The 22080-nt window shown below is 69.2% G+C and carries 18 protein-coding genes, 1 tRNA gene and 1 pseudogene; 8 read left to right on the top strand and 12 right to left on the bottom strand.

Annotated elements, in window-relative coordinates:
- The first annotated feature begins 198 nt into the window (after nucleotides 1–198).
- Nucleotides 199–1161 (top strand): hypothetical protein, encoded by a 963-nt coding sequence (locus tag ABH935_RS32115; RefSeq protein ID WP_370381700.1) that lies wholly within the window; start codon nucleotides 199–201, stop codon nucleotides 1159–1161.
- Nucleotides 1162–1236: 75 nt separating this feature from the next.
- Here the strand turns inward: ABH935_RS32115 and ABH935_RS32110 are convergent, their stop codons facing one another.
- Complete coding sequence (locus ABH935_RS32110) at nucleotides 1237–1881, bottom strand: hypothetical protein (protein WP_370381699.1); 645 nt, start codon at nucleotides 1879–1881, stop codon at nucleotides 1237–1239.
- A gap of 51 nt (nucleotides 1882–1932) precedes the next feature.
- Here ABH935_RS32110 and ABH935_RS32105 point away from each other — a divergent pair, with 51 nt between their 5' ends.
- A complete protein-coding gene (locus tag ABH935_RS32105; RefSeq protein ID WP_370381698.1) occupies nucleotides 1933–3207 on the top strand; it encodes a CynX/NimT family MFS transporter in 1275 nt (424 codons plus the stop codon).
- Nucleotides 3204–3353, top strand: a complete 150-nt coding sequence (locus ABH935_RS32100) for a hypothetical protein (RefSeq protein WP_370381697.1) — start codon at nucleotides 3204–3206, stop codon at nucleotides 3351–3353. The genes ABH935_RS32105 and ABH935_RS32100 overlap by 4 nt, the downstream gene beginning before the upstream one ends.
- On the opposite strand, the gene ABH935_RS32095 is transcribed toward ABH935_RS32100, so the two are convergent.
- Nucleotides 3340–4653, bottom strand: coding sequence for an SLC13 family permease (locus tag ABH935_RS32095; protein WP_370381696.1), 1314 nt, complete (start codon nucleotides 4651–4653; stop codon nucleotides 3340–3342). The genes ABH935_RS32100 and ABH935_RS32095 overlap by 14 nt on opposite strands.
- Before the next feature lie 383 nt (nucleotides 4654–5036).
- On the opposite strand from ABH935_RS32095, the gene ABH935_RS32090 reads away from it, so the two are divergent.
- Nucleotides 5037–5381 (top strand): winged helix-turn-helix transcriptional regulator, encoded by a 345-nt coding sequence (locus ABH935_RS32090; RefSeq protein WP_370381695.1) that lies wholly within the window; start codon nucleotides 5037–5039, stop codon nucleotides 5379–5381.
- On the opposite strand, the gene ABH935_RS32085 is transcribed toward ABH935_RS32090, so the two are convergent.
- The 6 genes from ABH935_RS32085 to ABH935_RS32060 form a co-directional block, all read right to left on the bottom strand.
- Nucleotides 5374–7656 (bottom strand): LLM class flavin-dependent oxidoreductase, encoded by a 2283-nt coding sequence (locus tag ABH935_RS32085; protein WP_370381694.1) that lies wholly within the window; start codon nucleotides 7654–7656, stop codon nucleotides 5374–5376. The genes ABH935_RS32090 and ABH935_RS32085 overlap by 8 nt on opposite strands.
- A gap of 215 nt (nucleotides 7657–7871) precedes the next feature.
- On the bottom strand, nucleotides 7872–8579 hold the full coding sequence (locus tag ABH935_RS32080) for a G1 family glutamic endopeptidase (RefSeq protein WP_370381693.1): 708 nt from the start codon (nucleotides 8577–8579) through the stop codon (nucleotides 7872–7874).
- 338 nt (nucleotides 8580–8917) lie between these two features.
- Nucleotides 8918–9259 (bottom strand): DUF6510 family protein, encoded by a 342-nt coding sequence (locus tag ABH935_RS32075; protein ID WP_370381692.1) that lies wholly within the window; start codon nucleotides 9257–9259, stop codon nucleotides 8918–8920.
- Nucleotides 9260–9261: 2 nt separating this feature from the next.
- Nucleotides 9262–10017, bottom strand: a complete 756-nt coding sequence (locus ABH935_RS32070) for a ferredoxin reductase (RefSeq protein WP_370381691.1) — start codon at nucleotides 10015–10017, stop codon at nucleotides 9262–9264.
- On the bottom strand, nucleotides 9987–10586 hold the full coding sequence (locus tag ABH935_RS32065) for a sulfite oxidase-like oxidoreductase (protein ID WP_370381690.1): 600 nt from the start codon (nucleotides 10584–10586) through the stop codon (nucleotides 9987–9989). Before ABH935_RS32065 ends, ABH935_RS32070 begins: the two co-directional genes overlap by 31 nt.
- Nucleotides 10587–10698: 112 nt before the next feature.
- Nucleotides 10699–13863, bottom strand: coding sequence for a SpoIIE family protein phosphatase (locus ABH935_RS32060; RefSeq protein WP_370381689.1), 3165 nt, complete (start codon nucleotides 13861–13863; stop codon nucleotides 10699–10701).
- 609 nt (nucleotides 13864–14472) lie between these two features.
- Here ABH935_RS32060 and ABH935_RS32055 point away from each other — a divergent pair.
- Nucleotides 14473–14556: transfer RNA gene (locus ABH935_RS32055), tRNA-Leu, on the top strand.
- Nucleotides 14557–14751: 195 nt separating this feature from the next.
- On the opposite strand, the gene ABH935_RS32050 is transcribed toward ABH935_RS32055, so the two are convergent.
- On the bottom strand, nucleotides 14752–16302 hold the full coding sequence (locus ABH935_RS32050) for a recombinase family protein (protein ID WP_370381688.1): 1551 nt from the start codon (nucleotides 16300–16302) through the stop codon (nucleotides 14752–14754).
- A 340-nt stretch (nucleotides 16303–16642) separates the two neighbouring features.
- On the opposite strand from ABH935_RS32050, the gene ABH935_RS32045 reads away from it, so the two are divergent.
- Nucleotides 16643–17089 (top strand): hypothetical protein, encoded by a 447-nt coding sequence (locus ABH935_RS32045; RefSeq protein ID WP_370381687.1) that lies wholly within the window; start codon nucleotides 16643–16645, stop codon nucleotides 17087–17089.
- Here ABH935_RS32045 and ABH935_RS32040 read toward each other — a convergent pair.
- Nucleotides 17084–18148: pseudogene (locus ABH935_RS32040) on the bottom strand (integrase core domain-containing protein). The gene ABH935_RS32045 and the pseudogene ABH935_RS32040 sit on opposite strands and share 6 nt — an antisense overlap.
- A gap of 56 nt (nucleotides 18149–18204) precedes the next feature.
- Between ABH935_RS32040 and ABH935_RS32035 the strand changes: the two are divergent.
- Nucleotides 18205–18327 (top strand): hypothetical protein, encoded by a 123-nt coding sequence (locus ABH935_RS32035; RefSeq protein ID WP_370381686.1) that lies wholly within the window; start codon nucleotides 18205–18207, stop codon nucleotides 18325–18327.
- A gap of 515 nt (nucleotides 18328–18842) precedes the next feature.
- Here ABH935_RS32035 and ABH935_RS32030 read toward each other — a convergent pair.
- Nucleotides 18843–19361: a hypothetical protein gene (locus tag ABH935_RS32030; protein WP_370381685.1), complete on the bottom strand. Its 519-nt coding sequence runs from the start codon at nucleotides 19359–19361 to the stop codon at nucleotides 18843–18845.
- A 492-nt stretch (nucleotides 19362–19853) separates the two neighbouring features.
- Nucleotides 19854–21335: a helix-turn-helix domain-containing protein gene (locus ABH935_RS32025; RefSeq protein WP_370381684.1), complete on the bottom strand. Its 1482-nt coding sequence runs from the start codon at nucleotides 21333–21335 to the stop codon at nucleotides 19854–19856.
- A 150-nt stretch (nucleotides 21336–21485) separates the two neighbouring features.
- On the opposite strand from ABH935_RS32025, the gene ABH935_RS32020 reads away from it, so the two are divergent.
- On the top strand, nucleotides 21486–21857 hold the full coding sequence (locus ABH935_RS32020) for an anti-sigma factor (RefSeq protein ID WP_370381683.1): 372 nt from the start codon (nucleotides 21486–21488) through the stop codon (nucleotides 21855–21857).
- The last annotated feature ends 223 nt before the right edge of the window (nucleotides 21858–22080 follow it).

The following is a 22080-nucleotide window of genomic DNA, read 5'->3' as shown; positions in this document are numbered from 1 at the left end:
GTGAAATAGGGGCGGCGACCGACAGGTCGCCGCCCCTTCGCATGCCCCTGTATCCATCTCCATGCGTCTACGAGGCTAGACGCATGAGTCTTTTTGCCAGCCTTTGATCCTTGTTTGACAGAACATTCCTTTACGTCCTGCCGCGGTAGTCGCACCCTGTGAATCACCGAGCACCGTACCGCACTGTCAGGAGATGCAATGCCCACAAAGCGCTCCACCCGCCGCCTGCTCCGCAACACCGCCGCCGCCCTGGCCGCCGGAGTCGCCGCCCTCAGCTTCACCACCGGCCCGGCCCAGGCGCACGCTCCCGCCCCCGCCGCGAAGCACCACGGCGTCAAGCCGATCCATGCGCGCACCGTCAGCCCTTCCACGCACGGTCTGACCAGTGCCAACACCCTGTCGTTGCAGACGAGCAACACCACCGGCGCGGTGTCCCCGACGCCGACGGTGTACCTCGTCTTCTGGGGTTCCCAGTGGCACACCAACGACACCGCGGGCGTGGCCGACGACCTGCAGGGGCTGTTCAACGGTCTCTACGGGAGCCAGGACACCTGGGGCACGATCATGAACCAGTACTGCGAGGGCATCGCGGCCGGCTCCACCGACTGCAGCGCCGGCGGCACCGCGATCCAGCACCCCGGGTCGTCACCGCTGGCCGGCGTCTGGTTCGACGACGCCAACGCCGAGCCGGACAGCCCGGCCGCGTCCGACCTGGCCACCGAGGCGGCCAACGCGGCGGCGCACTTCGGCAACACGACGCAGGACCCGAACAACAACGCGCAGTACGTCATCGTCTCGGCCTCCGGAACGCACCCCGACGGCTTCCCGAACAGTGGCTTCTGCGGCTGGCACGACCAGACCCAGTCCGCCTACGGGACGCTGGCCTACACGAACCTCCCGTACGTCCCCGACATGGGCGCCGGCGCCTGCACCACGGAGACCGACGGCCGCATGCTCTCCGGCATCGAGTCCACGGAGACGCACGAGTACGCCGAGACACTCACTGACTTCTGGCCGACCAACGGCTGGTACAACGCGAACGGCGGCGAGATCGGCGACGAGTGCGTGAACCTGGACGCCTACGAGACGCTGTCGACGGGGACTTACGACGTGCAGGGGTTGTGGTCGAACAGCGCTGACAACTGCGTGACCTCGGGCTGACGTCCGATCGGTCGGGTAGTGCTTGTTTCGCGCTCACGCCTGGTGCGTGGGCGCGAAGCTTTTGCGGGCGCCGCGTCAGCAAAAAACGATCGCGTGCCCACTCTCCACACTCGCCAAGCAAGCCCCATAGAGTGCCGTCCACGCATACCGCTCTGCGTCGAACGCCTCGGCCTCCGCGAACCCGCCCGCGACCGCTTCCTCCGCCGTGTTCGGCGCCCCCTTCTCATCGATCGCCACCCCGATCGACGCCGCGAAACCCACCAACTCGGCCAGCAACCGCTGGCTGGACCCGACCATCCCCGCCCCCGCGACCTCGGCCTCCTCCGGCAGGAACAGCGGGTCCGCGAAGTCGACCGGGACGTAGTACCCGGCGTAATCCGCGTGGCAGAGCAGGTGCGAGGCGAACATCGTCGATTCGTCGGCGACCTTCTCCATATCGGCCGCGTAGTCCTCATCGCTCGCCGCGGACGCCGCCGTCACCGGCTCCCCGAGCCCCGCGAGCGTGAACGCCCGCCGCAGGTGCGCCAAGTAGCTGTAAGGGAATCCGCCGGAGAAGTCGTGGTCGCCGTCCGTGTGGATGACCTCCGGCTCCCGCCACTCGATCCCCTCCGCCGCCAGCGCCCGCGACAGCCGCTCGAAGCCGTCGCGGTGGGCCACGAAGCCCTCGGGGTCGTTCCGCGCCTGATCACACAGCATGCCCACCGAAATACCCAGTCCCATGACCGGATACGGTACGGCCCGCCGCCGACAGCGCCCCCTACACCGCCGCATATGATCACCTTCATGCGCGTGGACGAGAAGGCCGCCCACGACACCGCCGCGCCCAACCCGGCCGCGCTGACGACGTCGCTGCTGATCGCGATCATCCTCGCGGCTGCGAACCTGCGCGGCGGCATCACCGGAGTCGGCCCGCTCCTGCCGACCGTCGAGCACGCCACCGGCCTGTCCGAGACGTGGGGCGGGCTGCTCGTCACCCTGCCGCTGCTGACCTTCGCCTCGACCTCGCCGCTGGCCGGCCGTGCCGCACGCCGCTACGGAGCGCCGCGCGTCCTCGCGCTGTCGCTGCCGGTCCTGGCCGCGGGCCTGGTCATCCGCTCGCTGCCGGGCATCACGTTCCTGTTCGGCGGGACCGTCGTCATCGCCGCCGCGATCGCCGTCGGCAACGTCCTGCTGCCGCCGATCGTCCGCGCCACGGTGCCCAAGGCCCGGGTCGGGCAGGTCACCAGCCTCTACGTGACCGCCATGGGCCTGGTCGCCGCGATTTCCTCGGGCGTGTCCGTGCCGTTGGCCGACGTCCTGCCCGGCGGCTGGCGCACGGCCCTGGGTTGCTGGGCGCTGCTCGCGGTGCTGGCGATCCCCGCGTGGCTCCCGCACCTGAGCCGCGACGAGCCCCCGAACCAGAACGCGACACCGCACACCGCAGATGTCCCGGACCGGGCCCCCAGCCTCTGGCGCTCCGCCCTGGCCTGGCAAGTCAGCCTGTTCATGGGCCTGCAATCCCTCGGCTTCTACTCCACGATCTCCTGGCTCCCCAGCATCGTCCACGACCACGGCACCTCCGCGGCCACCGCGGGCTGGGAGCTGTTCCTCTTCCAAGCCGTCGGCCTACTCGCCAGCGTCACCCTGCCCCTGCTCACCCGCCGCAGCCCCGACCAGCGCCTGCTCGCCGCGACCGCCTCCGCCCTCACCGCCGCGGGCTTCGCACTACTCGCCGTGGCGCCGGGCCTGGCCGTGGTGACCTGCATCCTGACCGGCTTCGGCGGCGGCGCGACACTGGTGTTGGCCCTGACCTTCCAAGGGCAGCGCGCGGCGCAAGGCCCGCAAGCCGCAGCCCTGGCCGCCATGGCCCAGTCCGTCGGCTACCTGGTCGCCGCGATCGGCCCGCTGCTCCTCGGCGCCCTGCACGGCTTCACCGGCGGCTGGGCCGTCCCGCTGACGCTGCTCGCCGTGCTCGCCGCAGTCCAAGCCGTCGTCGGGATCGGCGCCGGCCGCGACCTCACGGTGACGAGCGCTCCACCCGATTCCCCGACAACACCGTCACGATGACGCACACAGCGATGATCGCCAGGATCGACCCGATCGGCGGGCTCCCCGGCGGCATGCTGGAATCGGTCCCGGGCCCCGGCTGGGATCCGTGGGCGATCAGCGCCGCGCGCCGAGCCTTGGCTGATGCCGAGCTCACACTCCGATGACGCTCACCGCGGCCCACAGCGCCAGGGTCGCGGTGACCAGCGTCGCGGGCACGGCGATCAGGCCGAGCCGGGTGTACGTCGCCAGGCTGACCTGCTCGCCGTGCGTCGTGAGGACGCGGCGCCACAGGAGGGTGGCCAGCGAGCCGACGTAGGTCAGGTTCGGGCCGAGGTTCACGCCGAGCAGGACGGCCAAGAGCGTCGCGGGCCCGGCGTGCGCGGCCGCGGGGAGCAGGACGAGCGTCGCCGGCAGGTTGTTGACGACGTTGGCCAGCACCGCCGCCACGCACGCCGTGCCGAGCAGCGCCAGCAGCGACGTGCCCTGCGGCAGCAGGTCCCCGGCGTGCGCGCCGAGCCCGCTGCCGGTCGCCGCCTTCACGACGATTCCCAGCGCCAGCACGAACGCGCAGAAGAACGGCGACGCCGCCCCCACGAGCTCCCGCACTGTGGCACGCCGACGCACCAGCGCCCGGCCGCCCAGGATGACGACGCCGCCCAGCGCCGCCCACGCCGGATTCAGGCCCGCGAGCGACGTCAGCGCGAAGCCCGCCAGCGTCGCGGCCACTACGACGACGGTGAAGGTCGGGACGCTGATCTGCTCGTCCTGCCCCGCCTCTTCCGTGCCCCCGGCCTCGCGTCCTTCCTCCGCTCCGGCGGCCAGGTCGCCCGCAAAGTACTTCCGAAACACCACGTACTCGGTCCCGACCGCCGCCACCCACGGCACGGCCATCAACAACGCGAACCGCCCGAACGTCAGCCCCGAGGCGCTGAACGCCAGCAGGTTCGTCAGGTTCGAGACCGGAAGCAGCAACGACGCCGAGTTCGACAGGTGCGCGCACGCGAAGACATGCGGCCGATCCCGCACCCCGGCCCGCACCGTCGTGGCCAGCACCACCGGCGTCAGCAGCACGACCGTCGCATCCAGACTCAGCACCGCCGTGGTCAACGCCGCGACCACGAACACCGCCGCCAGCAACCGCCGCCCCCGCCGCACCTCGGCCAGACCAGGCGCGCCGGCCTTCCCCGCGACCCGCGCCATCGCAGCCCCCGCCGCCGCGAAGAGCCCGTCATCAGCACACAGCTGCGCCAGCACCAACACCGCCGCAAGAAAACCAACGGTCGGCGCCAACGCCGTGACCTCAGCCCAAGCCGCCCGCGGCCCCACAGCCCCGACGGCAACGACGACCCCCGCCGCCGGCACCGCCGCCGCAGCCTCGGGCCACCCCCGAGGCCGCACCACGGCAAAGACCAACACGACGAACAGCAGGACAACCGCGACCCCGGTCCCAACCCCAGAGCTCACCACGCCGAGCCGCCCGCCACGCCGCCCCCCAACCCACAACAGGCGACGTTCACAACAGGACTCCAGAGCTCAGCAGACAGTGCGCAAGGGATCATATCGGCCCGCACGCGCGACACCTCGGCGAACGTGCGGTGGGTGCTTGCGACTGCGGAGCGCTAAGACTCATCAGCTCAGCCGGGACCGATCACCCGACCGGCCACAATGGTTGCCAGGCTCACCGGCCAACTCATCCGGTAGCGCGCATCCCGGTTCCTTAAGATAACTGGCCCCTCGGCGTGTCCATAGCACCACCCCTAGCCCGCGCCCTACCATCAGCGTCTATCCACCCGCCCGCCAACTTCGAAAAAAGTAGTACCTCCGCTCCGCCGAGCTAGACTGGCCCCATGCCCAAGGCCACCTCGCGCGCCCGCCTCGACCACGACGCGCCGGCCTGCGAACGGGCCCTCGGCCGTGCCTTCGGCCTGCTCGGCAAGCGGTGGAACGGCCTCATCGTCGCGGTCCTCGCGCCCGGCCCGGCGGGGTTCGCCGACCTGCGGCGCCGCATCGGCCCGATCAGCGACTCCGTGCTCTCCGACCGCCTCGGCGAGCTGGCCGCGGCCGGCGTCGTCGAACGCTGCGTCACCGACGCCCGGCCGCCCGGCGTGCAGTACGGTCTCACGCCGGCCGGCCAGGCGCTGGTTCCGATCCTGGAACAGGTCGCCGACTGGGCCGAGGATCACCTCACCTGATCCCCGCCTGATCGACGCCGACCGCTCCCAAAGCGATCGCCTGATCAAAAACATCCTCCGGGTCGTACTCCGCCTTGACCCGTCGCAAGCGTCCCAAAGCCTCCCCGGGAAACGCATCCACCAGCCGCTCAGGCCGCGTGTCAGTCTCGAAGTTGATGTACAGCCCCTCCGTGAGCTCGCGCATCCGATCCCAGTACGCCAGGTACTCGCTCTCCCGCCGCCCGATATCCGCGACCGAGAAGTTCTGGTGTCGATGCGCGAACGCCGTCGCCGACGCTGCGATGTCGTTTACCGCCCCACCGACAGCACGTATCGACAGCCACTGCGTCACCCCGCCCCGCAGCGCGTCCGCGACTTCGCGCGTCAATGCCGGCGTCAAATGCTCCGCGAACCCATTGCTCAGCAACGGCCCCCGCACACTCCCGCCCTCATATGGCGCGTCATCCGCATGCACGATCGCTGCGTAAGGAACCCGCTGCGCGCTCTGCCCCACCACCGGTCCCACATCCAACAACGGCGTCAGAGCCGCAATCGCCTCCGCGTCGTCCGCTCCGTCGAACACCGCCATGACCTGCACCTGGCCGCCGCCGCTCCCCGCGTACAAAAAGCTGGTCAGCGCACGTGGCGCGCTTTCCACAACCTCGCCCCACCGCTCAAGCACCCCGGCCAGATCACGGCCGCCGTCATACACGAACCGCCCGAACACCACATCCGACACCGGCCGAGCAGCGAATTCGAACGCTGTCACCACCCCCAACGCCGCCCCCGCCCCGCGCACCGCCCAGAACAACTCCGGATGACGCCCCGCATCCGCCCGCACCATCGTCCCGTCGGCCAACACCACCTCCGCCGCGACGACATGGTCGATGGTCAGCCCATGCTCCCGCCCCAAAAACCCGATCCCGCCGGCCGTGGCCAGCCCACCAACCCCCACGCCCCCGTAATCCCCAGAACTGATCGCCAACCCGTGCGGCCGCAGCACCTCAGCAACCTGAGACCACCGTGCCCCCGCCTCGACCCGCACCAACCCAGCCGCCGCATCCAGCACCTCGACCCGCTTCAACCGCGCCAGGCTCACGACCACCCCGCCGTCATTCGTCGACAGCCCCGCCATGCTGTGCCCTCCGCTGCGTATCGCCAGCGGAACTCCCTGCTCCCGCGCGAACCCCAGCGCGTCAGCCACCGCCTGCGCCGAATCTGGCCGCAGCACCAACCCCGGCGAACCGCTCCGCACATAGGTCGACCGAACCCGTTCGTACTCCTTGTCCCCGGGCTCGACCGCCGACCGCCTCAGCGACACCGGCACCGCGTCGTAAGCGATCCCGCTACGCCGAAGCTCCAGGGCTTTTGGGCTGCGCACCACCTCCCCGTCAGCCGTCCCCGCCGCCTGCCGCGACGCCCGCACCAACTCCCGCAACCGAGGCGCGACCTCCTCGGCGTACGTCTGGATGTCCCGCGGATCGTCGCTGGCGAGAATGAACGTACTCACCCCCGACTCCACAGCCAGCGGCAGCAACTCCTGAGCCCACTGCTCCGGCGGCCCCTGCAAAAACCCTTGGCCCTGCAAGGCAAACGAGCCCGAGATATTCAGTAGCCTGCGAATCTCCCGAGGATCCCGCCCCGCCGCCACCGCGGCCTCGTCGATGAGCCGCTGCCCACGCTCCAGGTCACCGTCCTGTAGATAGAACAGACTCGGCAGCCACCCGTCGGCCTTCTCCCCGATCAACCGCAGCATCCGCGGCTTGAGCGCACCGATCCAGATCGGGATGTCATGCGCCGGCGCCGGACCACGCTTGGCCCCGACCACCTGGTACTGCTCCCCATCGACCCGCACCCCGCCGCGCTCGGCCGGATCCCAGATCGCCCGCATGATGTCGATGGCCTCGCTGAGCGCCTGCACCGCCTCACCCGGCGTCCGCCGAGGTCCGCCCATCGCCGCGATCGCGTCCCAGAACCCGCCCGCGCCCAGCGCCATGTCGTACCGTCCTCCTGACAGCAGGTCCAGGCTCGCCGCCGAGCGTGCCAGGACTGCCGGCGGCCGCATCGGCAGGCTGTGCACGTTCGCCGCCAGGTGGATCCGCTCGGTCCGCGCCGCCACCCACGACAGCAGCGTCCACGTGTCCAGGAACGCCGGCTGGTACGGGTGGTCCTGGAACGTCGCCAGGTCCAGCCCGGCCTGCTCGCTGAGCTGAGCCAGCGCCACCGGCGCCTGGGGATCCCGGTTCTGCGGCGTGATGAACGTCCCGAACCGCAGGTCGTGGCCATAGTCGGTCATGTCGGCTCCTCCTCCTGGCGGCGCGCTACTACTCTGAACAGAGTAACTACGAAAATCCTAGTGGAATTCCGTAGCGGCCGCTGCCACCGACACCCACACCGCGACCACCGCCCCCGAAAAGCAATCGGCCGCGGCGTGTCACCACGCCGCGGCCGATCTGTGGGGGAGGGAGGGCCCGGGCTGTCGTCGTCCGACGCACCCGATGGGTTACGTTTTTATTCGTGCTCGAAGGTGTCGGTGAAGCTGGTGCCGCCGGAGATCGCGCTGGTGTGCGCCTCGTACACGCCGTTCGACGGGTCCAGCGCCGTCGGGTTGGCCGAGCTCAGCGACTTGCCGTTGATCGTCGCGGCGCTGAAGTGCAGCGTGCCGAAGTTCGGGTACGCGCCGGTCGGCGACTCGATGATGACCTCGGCGCTGGCCCGCGAGGAGGACAGGCTCTTGGTCGTGCTGTACGTCCAGCCGCGGGTGGCGTCGTTCAGCGTCAGCTTGTACTTGCTGCTGCCCGCGTACGTGACGGAGGCGTGGATCACGTCGCCGGACCGCACCGGGTAGGAGCTCGAACTCAGGTAGACCGGGCTCGCCGGGTACATCTCGTACCAGGCCTGGTCCACCGGGCTGCCGCTGGAGCAGTCGGTCGCGACGCCGGTCTGCTCGACGGTGGAGGAACCGTAGCCGTCGATGCCGACCCACGGCGCGTACAGGTCGTTGCTGGAGTTGCAGGTGGCGGCCGGCTCGGTCCAGGTCGCGGCGACCGAGGTGAACCCGCTCCCGGTGGCGGCATAGCCGCCCCAGTTGTAGCCGTTGATGTTGTACGACAGCGGCTTGAACGACGCTCCGGTGGCCGCGGCGGTGACCGGGGCGACCGGAGCCACGGCGGTGGCGGCCGCGGCGAGTGCGGCGAGGCGTATCAGGATCCTGCGCATACTTGCTCCTTCGGTGGGGGCGCGTGGGGGCGCGCTGCAAGGGGCCTGGTGGCGTCACCGTAGCGAGCAGTATCAGGACACTCAATAGGAGAAGGTCGTCCGATTCCGGACGGGTTGTGCGCCGGAATTTACCGTGTCGGTGGCAATTTAGCGCGTGAGCTGGCGATTCTCAGAGCAGTGCGAATGCGAACCCCAGTAGATGCCGGGATCAAGACAAGGGGAGGGCAAGGGGTTTGCACCGTCTCCGCATGGGGTTCGACGGGGGCGTCGGCGCGAGCAGCGCGACGGCCCTGACGCGAGTGTCCACGTCAGGGCCGTTTGAATATCAGAGTACTGTGTCAGTCGCCGCCCAACTGGAACCGCAGGCTCACCGTTCCGCGCAGGTCCAGCCACGCCGATTCCGCGCCGCGCACCAGGCGCAGCACGACCTGCCCGCACTCCGGGCAGCGCGCCACCAGTCCCGGGCCGGGCCCGTACACCCGCAGCTGCGCGACGGGGCCGGTCGTGCCGCAGCTGACGCAGTGGCCTTCCGCGGAGACGACGTCCACCGCGAAGAGTTCCGACAGTGGTCCGGCCAGGGCGTTGCCGTCCTCGTATTCGCCGTCGAGGTAGCCGACGGCGAGTTCGTCGGCGAACGGACCGGACGGTTCGGCGGGGTACTCGTACGCGGGCACAGACATGATCAGCCTCCTGTCGGGCCGAAACGTTCGGTACGGATCCGATCCGGCGCCTGCCCGAGCTCGACCAGCAGATCCGCCGCGTACTCGACGAAAGGAGTCGGGCCGCAGACGTAGGTCGTGGCGAGCGTCTCGGGCGCCCAGGCGACGGCGGCCAGGTCCTTCTCGGTGATCCGGGACGGAAAACGTGGCCAGCCCTCAGGAACTTGGCGCGTGTAGAGGAACGTCACCTCCAGGCCGGGATCCAAAGCCTGGAGTTCGTCGGCGTACATCCGGTCCTCCGGCGTCCGCACCGAGTACAGCAGCCGGAACGGCGTCGTCGAGCCGAGCTGCCGCCGGGTCCGGATCATCGCCATCAACGGCACGATCCCCGACCCGCCGGCCACCAACAGCACCGGCTCGGTCTGCTCCGGCCGCCACACGAACCAGCCGCCGACCGGCCCCCGCAGCTCCAGCAGATCCCCGTCGACCAGGTCGCCGGCCAGGTACGGGGACACCTCGCCGTCGGAGACCCGCTGCACGGTGAGCTCCAACAGCGCGCCGTCCGGCGCGGAGGCGATCGAGTAGCTGCGCTGCGTGCTGTAGCCGTCCTCGGCGGTCAGCCGCACGTCGACGTGCTGGCCGGCCAGATGCCCCGGCCAGCCCGGCACGTCCAGCACCAGCGTCCGCGTCGTCGGCGTCTCCTCGCGCTGTCCGACCAGCGTCGCGACCCGCCAGCGCAGCCGCTCGCCTAGTCGCCCTGATACCGCTGCTCGCGCCATGGGTCCCCATAATCGTGATAGCCGGCGCTCTCCCAGAACCCCGGCTCGTCCTTCACCAGCAGCTCGATGCCGCGCACCCACTTGGCCGACTTCCACAGGTACAGGTGCGGGACCAGCAGCCGCGCCGGGCCGCCGTGCTCGGGCGTGAGGTCGCGGCCGTCGTAGCCGTAGGCGATCCAGGCCTGGCCGTCGAGCAGGTCCTTGAGCGGCAGGTTCGTGGTGTAGCCGCCGTAGGAGTGGACCAGGGCGTACTCGGCCTCGGTCTCGACGTCCGCCAGCAGCAGGTCCAGGGAGACGCCCTGCCACGCGGTGCCGAACTTCGACCACTTGGTCACACAGTGCAGATCGACCACGGGACGCTCGGCCGGCAGCGCCATCAGCTCCCGCCAGCTCCAGCTGCGCCGCTCTCCGGCCTCGGTGACCACGCTGAACTGCCACGCGTCCCGGTCCACCCGCGGCGTCGGCCCGGCCGACAGCACGGGGAAGTCCCGGGTCTCGTACTGCCCCGGCGGCAACCGGTGGTCCGACGAGCGCCGTCGACCCTGGAAGCCCCGCGAGACGATCGCCATCGCACGCCGCCCTTTCCGGGCCCCGCCGTCCCGGCCGGGCCTCACTGCGATTCTGCCCGGCGGCGGGGCAGCGCGCATTTCTTCCAGCTTTTCGCTGCTCCAGCCAGCTTGGCTAGTAGTCGCCGTTCGGCGGCAGCGGCTGCTCGGACCAGATCACCTTGCCGCGCGCGGTGTAGCGCGTCCCCCACCGCTGCGAGAGCTGCGCCACCAGGAACAGCCCGCGGCCGCCCTCGTCGAACGTCTGCGCACGGCGCAACCGCGGCGAGACGCTGCTGCCGTCGGCCACTTCGCAGATCAGGGCCCTGTCGCGCAGCAGGCGTAGCTCGATCGGGCCGGTGGCGTGCCGGATCGCGTTCGTGACGAGCTCGCTGACGATCAGCTCGGTGGTGAAGACCAGCTCGGTCAGGCGCCAGGCGCGCAGCAGCCGCGACACCTCGGAGCGCAGGAACGCCACCGACTCCGGCGTGATCGGCACGTCCCAGGTGGCGACCCGGTCCGGGGTGGTGCGCCGGGCCCGCGCGGCCAGCAGCGCCACGTCGTCGGAGGGCCGCTCCGGCAGCAGCCCGCCGATCGCCGACGCGCACAGCTCCTCCGGATCGCGCCCGGGACCGGCCAGCGCCGCCCGCAGCCGCTCCAGCCCGGTGCCGATGTCCTGCTCCCGGCTCTCCACCAGGCCGTCGGTGTAGAGAACCAGGGTGCTGCCTTCGTCGATCGGCAGCTCGACCGCCTCGTACGCCGAGCCCCCGAGGCCCAGCGGCGGGCCGGTCGGCAGGTCCAGGTACTCCACCGAACCGTCCCGGGCCACCACGGCCGGCGAGGGGTGCCCGGCGGCGGCGACGGAGCACAGGCCGGCCACCGGGTCGTAGACCACGTACAAGCACGTCGCGCCGATGATGCCGACGCCGCGCTGGTCCTCGGCCTCGTCGGCGTCCATCGACTCCACGAGCGCGTCGAGCTGGCTGAGCAGGTCCTCGGCCGGCAGGTCCAGGGCGCAGAAGTTGCGGACGGCGGTGCGCAGCCGGCCCATGGTCGCCGCGGCGTGGATGCCGTGCCCGACGACGTCGCCGACGACGAGTGCCACGCGTCCGCCGGACAGCGGGATCACGTCGTACCAGTCGCCGCCGACGCCCTCTTGCGCGGGCTGATACCGGTGCGCGACTTCTACGGCGCACTGCAGGGGGAAGGCCCGTGGCAGAAGGCTGCGTTGCAACGCCAGCGCCATGGCCCGCTCGCGCTCGAAGCGGCGCGCGTTGTCCAGGCAGACGGCGGCACGCGAGGCGAGGTCGCCGGCCAGCTGGATGTCGTCCTCGTCGAAGGGGTCCGCGTTGCCCAGGCGATAGAAGGAGGCGACACCCAGAACCATGCCCTGCACCATGATCGGCGCGGCGATCACCGAGCTGTCGGGATCCTCGGCGACCCAGCGCTTGCCCGCCGTCGCGGCGGTGAGCTGCGCGTCCAGGACCGTGCGCCGCTGGGCCATGCAGCGCGCCTGCGCGGTGGCCGCGTTGTAGGCGACGTGCGCTCCGGGCGTCCGGTGCACTTTGCCGCGCCGGATGGTGCGGACCGCGACGCGGCGCAGCTTGATTTCGGTGGTGGGCGGCGGGCACTCCTCGCCGTCCAGGACCCAGCTCGCGAGGTCGACGGCCACGTGCTGCGCGAAGTCCGGTAGGGCGATCTCGGCCAGCTCACCGCCGGTGAGCTCCATGTCCAGGGTGGTGCCGATGCGGCCGCTGGCGTCCAGCAGGAGTGCCAGGCGCTGGCGCGCGGCCACGGCGATGCGGCCGACGGTCGGCTCCCCGACCATCACGAGCTCGCCGCCGGGTGGGGCGAGGAAGGGGTTGGGGGCCGCGGTGTCGAGGAGGGACAGGCCGCCGGCGGAATGCGGGAGCTGATGGCCGGACGCCGCGGGGGGTTCGGTGGGGGAGTCGGCGGGGTTCGGGGGGATGGGGTAGTCGCTTTTCTTGGTCGGCTCGGGCTGCGATTTGGGCTGCGGTTCGGGGTGCGATTCGGGCTGCGGTTCGGGGTTGTGGTTGTGGTCGTGGGGGAGCGGAGCGCCGGTCTTGCTCGGCGCTGTGCCCATGGCCTTTCCACCTGCGGCTACTTGCGCCGCCGACGTGGCCTGCGGGACGGACGTACTCGACGTCGCGTTCCCACTCCTGCTCCCGCTCTGCCCAGATCGCGTTCCTGTGGTCGTCGACAACCGCATCTCGACTTGCTCGGCTCGCGACGCGATCGTCCGCACCGTATTCGGCTCCGGCCCTGCCGCCCCAACCGCCTGCATTGCCTCGCCCGGCTGCCTCGCGCCCGGCAACCGCGCCGACGTGCTCGTCTTTTCCCCACTAGCCGGATTCTTCTCCCCAGTCCTCTTGCCTTCCGCCTCGCTCGTCATCTCCGCTTCCACCGTGACCACCTCCGTGCCGGCCGCGGTGCGACCGGTGCGGGCCGTCAACTTGGCGTGGCGGCCGCCGGGCAACGGGATGGTCACCACGTCGCGTTTGGCCGCCGCGACCAGTTCGGCCGCCTTGCCCCGTACGAGCTGCCGGTCGCGGCGCTCGCCGTGGCCCGGGTCGGTGCCCGCGCCGTGCCGGGCCCGCGGGGCGAGGACCAGCTCACCCCGGGTGCGCCGCACGCTGCCGGGCCCGTCGCTTCTGTCATGGGCATCGGCGGCGTCGGCGGCGTCGGCGTCGGTGTCGTGACCGTCACCGACCCCGATCACCCCCGCCGCCCGATCGGCCCCACCCACCCGATCCGCCACGAGCCCACCGGCCCGCCGCGCCTGAGCCAGCAGCGCCCGCTCCTTCACCGAGTACTGCTCCAACAGGCGCAACTCGATGTTCTCCGCGGCCTCCGCCGCCAACGCCGCCATCAACGGACTGGCATCCCGCCGCCACGAAGTGAGGTCCACCACGCCGCGGATCCGCCCACTGAAGGGATCCCGGATCGGCACGCCGGCACAAGCGAAGGCCAGGAACCGGTCGGCGAAGTGCTCCCCGGCCAGCACCACAGCCGGCCGCCCCTCGGCCAACGCGGTCCCGATCCCATTGGTCCCGGCATCGGCCTCGTGATAGCTGAAGCCTTCGGCCAACTGCACAGCGTCAAGGTGCCGATTCAACCCCGGCTCCCCAGCCCGCCGCACCAGCACCCGAGCCGCAGCATCGGTCAGCACCACGCACACCGGCGACCCGACCAACATGCCGTGCAGCCGCTCCACCACCGGCGCCGAAGCCCGCAACAGCAACTCCTCGGCACCCATGTCAGGCGCATAGGGCAGGTCCACGTCCCCGGGCCCCAACCCACCGTCCCGACACCGCTGCCACGACGCCCAAATCGCCGCCCGCACAGCCTCCCCGGCATCAACCGCCCCAGAGGTCCCAGCACCAGCAGCACCACCGAAGGCCCCCACCCACACCCCAGCGGCTCCACCCCCGACGCCACGACCAGAGCCCCAACCACCGGCACCAAAGCCCGACCCAAAGCCGGCACTCCCCAACCGGCCAACGCCACCACCAGCGCCGGCCCCAGCACCGCCAAACCCGGCGCCACCAGCACCAACACCACCATCAGCGGCCGCCCCACCGAAACCCTCACCGGCGAAGAACCGCTCCCGGGCCCGCGCGGGCCCCCACTCCGACTCCCAGACACTCCCGATGACGCACCATCCCTGCACAGAAAGTAAGCGGCACCCACCAGAAGCTAACCCCGCACCAGCCCCCGCACCCCCAACCCCCGCCCCAAAGGTCCGAACAATCACCCGTCAGAGTGAGCCCACCCGCCCCACCCACCGCCACACGAAGCCTGTTGAAACAGCACCCCCAACTTTTGATATGGTTGACCCAACGCGAGCGGATCAAGGCGGCAAAAACCCCCAGATCGGCTCAACTCACTCGTCCGAGTGGCGGAATGGCAGACGCGCTAGCTTGAGGTGCTAGTGCCCGTTAAGGGTGTGGGGGTTCAAGTCCCCCCTCGGACACACAATTACCCCATATCGGGCTGCTTTCGGGCAGGCCTTTTTGGCACCCAGGCTTCTTCTCGCCTTATCCCGGGCGCTGGTCGTGCCTCCTATCACCTCCCAACAAATGCGTTCCTTGACGACGGCCGTCGTGTGACGGCGGGTCGCGTGTTCCGGGCTTCTCCTTTCGGCAGTCGGTTCTGATGAGCTGTTCGTTCAGATGGTGATGCGCACCGGGTGCTCGCTGCCGGTCTCCAGCGTCCGAGTTCTGGGGTCGTAGCGGAGCACGAGGGCGTGTTCGCGCAGGTGGTCGATCACCTCCTCGGGGCTTGGCGGGACAGGGCGGGCGGCGCTGGCAGTCGCGCCGGTGATGACCGCAGCCGGTTCGGCGGCGGTAAGTCTGTGGAGCAGCAGCGGCAGCTTGGAAAGGACCCGGTCCTCGCGCAGATAGGTTGCTGCCGCCGGCCGCGTTCCGGGGTCTTTGGCGCTGCTGTGGCCGTGGCGGCAACGGTAGCCGGGCACATGATTGACCCAGTGTCCTTCGAAGGCGCGATCGCAGCTCGCGCAGCGCAGCAGCCCTTTAAGCCGGTAGTCGTGCTTCGCTTTCGCATGCTTGGCGCGCAGGGCCTGCACGGCGACGAAGTCGGCCTCGCTGACCAGGGCCGGGTGGGTACGCCGTTCGGAGATCACCCACTGGTCCGGGGTGTTGCGGCGCCGCACGTCACGGTGCCCGAGCGCGAGGTTGTCCGGGTCGACCAGGTCGCGATCGGTCCGGCTGCGATTCCAGACCATGCGGCCGGTGTAGACGGGGTTCTGAAGGATCTCCCGGACCGTGCCCAGGGTCCACGCGGCGCCGCTGCGGTGCGGGTTACTGTCCGGGTCGGCCGCCGACGGGCACGGGATCTGGGCGTCGTTCAGGGCCCGGGTGATCCTGGCGATGCTGTACTCCTCCAACCGCATCGCGAAGACCCATTCGATGGTGGGGGCCGTGGTCGCATCGACGCCGAAAGTGTGCAGCCGCACGCCCCGCCGGGCCTCCCGCCGGTTGGGGTGCGGGCCGGCATCGACCAGCAGGTAGCCGTACGGCACCCGGCCGCCTTCATAGCGGCCCTGATCGCGAACCTGGACGGTCATGGCGTTGGTGACCCGGGCCCGCGCGCGCAGAACTTCACGACGCGCCAGGATCCCCAGCAGGTCCATCAGCTCCTCGACGGTATCGATCGACGGATCGACCCGGCCACCGAGCTCCGGCATCCACAACTGCACCCCGTGCGACGCCAACAACGGGGCGACCAGGGAATGCTGGTTGCCCGAGAACGCCCGCTCGTTCGACCCGATCACCACGGCGTCGAAGCCGCGATTCGGGTCGGCCAGCGCCGCCAGCAGCGCCGCCGACCCCGGGCGCAGCAGCGGCGACATCGAACGGCTCTTGCCCACATCGGAGAACTCGACCACGATCCGGCCCTCGCCGCCGACCGTCGCCAACGCCTGCCCCAGCTGCCAGGCCCGCGATGTGACTGGGTCCTGATGATCCTCGGTCGAGCACCGCCAATAGAACGCGAACCGCAGCCCGCCCACCGCAGTGTCAGCCACCCGCCGGGCCCGGCCCAACGCCCACGAACCGAGCAGGTCCCGGTCCGGCCGGTCGACGGGGACGAGCGCCTGAGGCGCCGGCACGCACGCTTCGGGGACCGGAGCGCGGTACAGGGGCTGTACCGCGGACAGGGGGAACAGTGCAGGTATCGCGGTCCGCTTCCGCCTCGCCATGTCGCACCACCTGTTCCCGCTGGTCAGGGCCCTTTACGTTGTTCCTCTATCGGTGTCTCAGCACGTCAGACGTGTGGCAAGGATGGCGTCCAGTGGCAGTCGCCAGCGATGACCTGGCGTTTTGCCGACAGACGGCGCCGAGCTCGGTCCGGTCCTGCTGCGGTTCACGCTGCGGCCCGTCAGGAGGTGTCGTCCGGCGCAGCAGGGCAAGAGCTGAACCGGCCGACGCCACTCCGACTTCGAGCCGGCTCGGGCTCGTTGATCGCCGCACGGTGAGTCCAGGACCGATCTCGAGCCGAAAGGCGCCTCGAGCTCTACGGTGTGGCTCTAGATTGGTGCGGTGTCCTTCGAACCCGGCGATGCCCGGCTGAGCGCCGCCGAGTTAGTCATGATGGTCGAGCCCCTTGACGACGACGGCGCTGACGCGGCCGACCGGTTTGACTGGCAGGCCGCGACGGCTGCTGCAGATTGCCTGGCTCTCTACTTGGCCGCACTCGACCACGACGGCCGACTCGCCGAAAACGAGGATCGCCGGATCGTGTGCGAACGGCATGAGGATTGGGTCCCCATTCACGGTGACGACGCGGAAATCGTGTCCGGGAAACACCGTGAGCCGGCGTACGGCTCATACACGACCCTCAACAAGCTCTTCGACGACGGCGGGATTGCTCACCTCTTCCTTCGTTGGCTGGCGCTCGATGAAAAGCCGACGTGCCTGTCGGGTTCCAAAACCCCTGCGTGTGCCCTGACCTTGCCGTCCACGAACACGATCGCAGGGGTCTTATGAGGCTCTGTGGTACTCGTTGAGAAGTCCGCCGAGGATGGGTTCGCGGCGTATTAGGTTTGCGGCGAAGGGAATGACGTTCGGGTCGTCGGCGGGCGCGCGAAGTTTGAGAGCGCGGTGGGGTCTCGCGGTGTTGTAGTGCCGGGTGTATCGGTCCAGGACGGTTCGCAGGTGGCGTTCTCCGAGGATCAGCATGCGGTCGGTGCATTCGGTCCGGGCGGTGAGGACGAATCTCTCCGCGTAGGCGTTCATCTTTGGGGCCTGCGGGGCCGATTTCTTGATCTGGATGCCTTCGCTGGCGAACACGGCGTCGAACGCGGCGGTGAACTTGGTGTCGCGGTCTCGGAGAGGTGGCGGAACTGCGTGGCACGCTGGCCAAGATCCGCGATGAGGTTTCTGGCGCACTGCGTCGCCCACGCCGACGTGGGATGTTCGGTGACGCCGAGGACGTGCACGGTGCGGGTGCCGACCCATGACGAAGAAGACATAGATCCGCTTCAGGGTGACGGCGCAGTCGACGTGGAAAAGGTCGGTGGCGAACAGGGTGGCGGCCTGACTGCGCAGGAAGGCGCGCTAGGTGAGGTCGTTGGCGCGGTGCGGGGCGGGTGGGATCTTGAGGGCGCGCAGTATCCGGCGGATCGTGGAAGCACTAACTCGTCGGCCCAGCCGGCGTAGTCCGCCCTGCACGCGGGTGTAGCCCCAGCACGGGTTTTCTCTTGCCAGGCGGACGATCAGTGCGGCGAGATCGTCAGGGATCGGCGGCCGCCCCGGTGGGCGGGGCTGGCGCCACTTTCGGGCTACGAGTTGGCGGTGCCAGGCCAGCAGCGTTGCCGGGGTGACGAGTCGGTGTGTGCGAAGGGTGCGGGGGAGTAGTCGGGTCAGGGCGGAGAGGATCGCGCGGTCGGCCCAGTCGAGCTTTGGTTTCGGGTTGCCCCGGCGTAGCACCGCGACCTCGTGGCGGAGGACCAAGAGCTCAGCGTCCTTGGACGCCGAGGACCGGGCGAGCAGTGCCAGCCATCCGACAGTGCGGATGAGGACGAGGTACAGCATCCGAAACCACATGATCAGAGTTCATCCCGGCGATCTCGCTGGTGCCGTAACGCGGCAGGTCAACGACCGTGAGGGGATTTGGAACCCGGCAGGGAGCCGACACCCCGTGGGCGGTCGCGAACCTGCCGGGGGACATCACCAGGATCGAGCCGTTCTTCAACACCTGGTACGCGGCCTGGGAAGGGGAGTAGGACACGGAGGTCGTGCCGCGGTGGCCGCTGATGGTCCTCGGCCGTCACGTCCAGTGTCTACCGGCGTTGAGCTTCACGGCGTGACGCCCGGCGCGCTCAGGGTATCCGTGTCCGGGAATCCCGGCAGTCGGTAACGCTCCGGGGCACAGCCGTCCTGCCGGCTCTGGTTGAGGATCGCGGCGGCATCGTGCCAGGGGACCATGAAGTAGTCGTCTGGGCTGGTGACGAAGCCGACGATTTCCGCCCCCGGAGCAGGAACTCCGGGGCCAGGCCGGCGCCGATGGCGGCCGTGGTGACAACGCGGCCGGACGGGATGGTGACGGTCTGCATCGGGGTGATGTAGGTCCCGGAACCGAACTGCTTCGTCTCGCGCATCGTGTTGGTCTGCCAGGCGTACGCGTCGTCAGTCAGCAGCTTCCGGGCCCCGGGCAACGGCGTCGGCCGAGGTGCGTCGGCAGGACGCCAGCCGCGCGGTCCTGGTCAAGGCGCTGCAGGCGATGCCGATCCCGGGCTCATCAGAATGACAGCCGACGATTTAGCGTTGCGATATCTACCACCCGTCGGATCGTTCTGGCGCGCACGGACAGGCTCTCCTCTGCCTCCAAGTACATGGCGTCGGCGTAGGAAGCAAACATCTCCGCGCGGTACTCCGCGTCGGTGCTGAACGCGCCCGAAGAACCCTGATCACGGCGGAACACAGCCAGCACCACGTCTGGATCCAGGTCGGGAAATCTGCTCAGCAGCGCCTCCATCTCGGCTTGGCTTGAATCCAAGTCGCCGAAGGCGATGTGCGCCAATTCGTGAAGCACGTTGTGCAGCCTGACCTGCTCGTCGGGGTGCTTGACGTACTCCACAACGCACCGGCCGGAGGCCTGTCGGTGGACCGTGGCACAAGGCCGATCGGGACTGTATTCCACCTCGACCAGCTCGATCGGCGGGCCAGGGCAGAGCTCGTTCATGCGGTCGCAGAGCGCCTGCAAGTCACGCGTGTGCGGTATTCCAAGATCGCGGGCTAGCTTCTCGTAGTCGGACACCGTTGGCCCCCTATTGTTCCTTGCCGTTGCTGAAGGCGGCTGCGTGTGCGAACAGGCGGTCTGCCTCGGTAGGGGCGAGCGGCGCCCAACTCGCCCTGCCAAGATGCGACGTTCGCAAGCAAATGCGCGCATCCGATATCGGCGAGCCGCCAGGCCTCACCGCGGGCAGCTTTTGCCGTACATCGCCGTGCAGCGTTGTTCAGGCAGGTCGTCTACCCGCACGGCACCTATGGAGGCTCCGGCCGGCAGCTGCCTGGTGGCCAACCAATTGTCGACTATTGATCAGCTCTCAGTGCGCGACCCGCTTGCAGAACACAAAACTTCCTGATTGGAGGGGGTGGCGTCTACGGTGAAGTGTGCACGGTCGGTTCGGCGAATGGTGGATCGTGCCCAGTCGTATAGTGAGGCGGCGGCGATGACGGGGCGAGGGGCCACCGGGCTGGCTGTGGGCCAGAAACACCTCGTACGAACGTAGCGGCAGCACCAACGCCGCTAGCCGGCCGGAAGCAGCTCAAAACCCTCAGTTGCCGCCAGAGCGATTGCTATCTCGTGGGCGCCACCGAATCCGTGCCGCAGCCGCATTCCACCGGCGGCTTCGGCCGCTACCAGCCAGCGACTGGCAGAGTTCGGACTCAACCCGATTCTATGAGCGGCGGCGGTGATGCTGCCATTGGTATGGGCGAATGCCCGCAGCAGGTCGCGCATTCGGGCCCGGCCACGCGGGATCACGGCGGCGTCAAGCTGCTCAAGGAGGCACACCGCCCAGGCCCTGAGTTGCTCGTCTTGTAGGACCTCGGCGAGCGTGGTGTTGCCGCCTCGGGCGACATCACCTGATGGCGCGCACAGCGCAAGGTGAAATGCAGAACGGTGCGGGAGCCGTGCCAGATCCACGTTCAACGCGCTCGATGCCGTAGCTAGCCGGGCGTGTACTGTATTCCGATGCACGCCCAGGATGGAGGCGGCCTCGCTCCGGGTGAAGGTAAGTGCCATCTCCAGGGTGTAACGCAATGTCCCATCATGATCGACATCAGCTAACGGCTGAAGCAGGCCGACAGCCCAATCGACAGCGGTGGCCGGAACCAGTTCAGCAAGACTCCGCGATTGTTCGGCGTTCGCTGTCCGGTTGGGCAGTACAGCGGCTGTGGCCAAGGCGCCGATAGCCTGTGCGTATCCGGTGGCTGTTGCCACGATCGGATGCTGGCGACTGCTGCCTAGGCTGCGGCTGGTCGATTGCGCGACCAACTCGCTCAAGGCTTCGCTGACTCTTGCCTGCCTACCAGTGCTCGGCTTGCTGCCGGTGAGGGGCTCTATCACGATGACGTGGCCGGACCGCGCCGGGCAGGCGATGGGAATGGCAAGCGTGTCGAGGCGCAACTCGCAAGCCTCCAGCAGCGAATCACGATCTCGGATACGGCCAGCGATCACGTGCACCCGGACCAACTCGGCATCCAGGATCCGTGGATGCAGGGCATTGGCCACGCGCTGAGCCTCAGCCACTTGGCCGATCATAAGCAGCTGAAACACTGAGCGGCAGATCGCGCGCCGCCCAGCAGCCAGGCGGGTCCGCTCGGCGCTGTTCTCGTCGGCAATCAGGGTTGTCGCAATGATCGTTGCTGCGCGTAAGGCCTCAGCCTCGTTTTGCAGTGACCACGGCTGTCGGCGCACGGCTACCAGAGTCGGCGTTCCGCTGGCCGCCAGCGGCCAGACGCGGACATGCCAGCCCTGAAATTGGATCTCGTGTCCGAGCTGCCCACCGCCCGCACCAGAGGCTGCTGCGTGTGCGACTTCAGCCCCTGCCGCACTGCCGGCCCGGATGAGCACCGCTCCGTTAGCCCCGAGCAGGACGACCGCGCCGTTCAGATCCGCCGCGAGCGCTGCGATCAGTGCCGCGCCACTGGGCCGGGCTGTCGGATGGCCTAGCAGCCTCTGAAATCTTATCAGCCCACTGTCAGGACCGGCGCCCCTGCTTGTCATGTGACCTGATGTTAGGGCTGTTTGGCCAATCTGTGCACGACCCACCATTTGCGATTGGGAACAGTGCACGCTCGACGATAGACGCCGCCCCTCCGATCAGGGATCTTCGGAGTGCGATACTCAGAGACCGCACCGAGGAGGACATTTTCGATGGCAGCTTTCGACGCCGTACTGCCCAGCCGCATTGGCGGGGAGTTCCAGATCAGCTCGGACATCACGGCCAAGGTGCTGCGTACCGCCGCTGACGGGTCCCCGGCGGCGCTTGAGGTCGTCTTCGCCGCAGGTGCAAAGTGGCCGGGAGAGGACGCGCACACCGACAGCGACGAGTTGGTCGTGGTGAAGTCGGGTGTCCTGCACACCGGAGTTGCCGGTGCCGGGATCGACGGCACTGACGCGTGCCCGGCTGATGCAGTGGTGTGTGCGGAGCAGGGCACCGCCCACGTCCCCTACAGCCCCACCGGCTGTACCCTGCTCCTGTTCTACCCAAGCAAGTGGGCCGGCTCGCAGCCAGTCGCCGAATAAGCCCGCCACCGCAAAATGGCCGTCCGGATACGAGCCACCCGTGTTCGGACGGCGCAAGAGTGCTGTCGCAGCGAGCGGCCGCACAGCCGCTAGGTGAGGTGGCGGGACAACAGGTTTTCTTCGTATCCTGATTTCCGAAGCTATGGGCGATCAGGGAATGCGGCAATCGATGCCATCATTGAGGTCGGCATGGCTGCCTGGGCGCATCCCGACCGCCAGGTGT

The sequence above is a fragment of the Catenulispora sp. GAS73 genome, assembly GCF_041262085.1.
Lineage (GTDB): Bacteria > Actinomycetota > Actinomycetes > Streptomycetales > Catenulisporaceae > Catenulispora.
The sequence above is the reverse complement of the archived record's forward strand: the minus strand, read 5'-3'. Positions and strand labels throughout refer to the sequence as shown.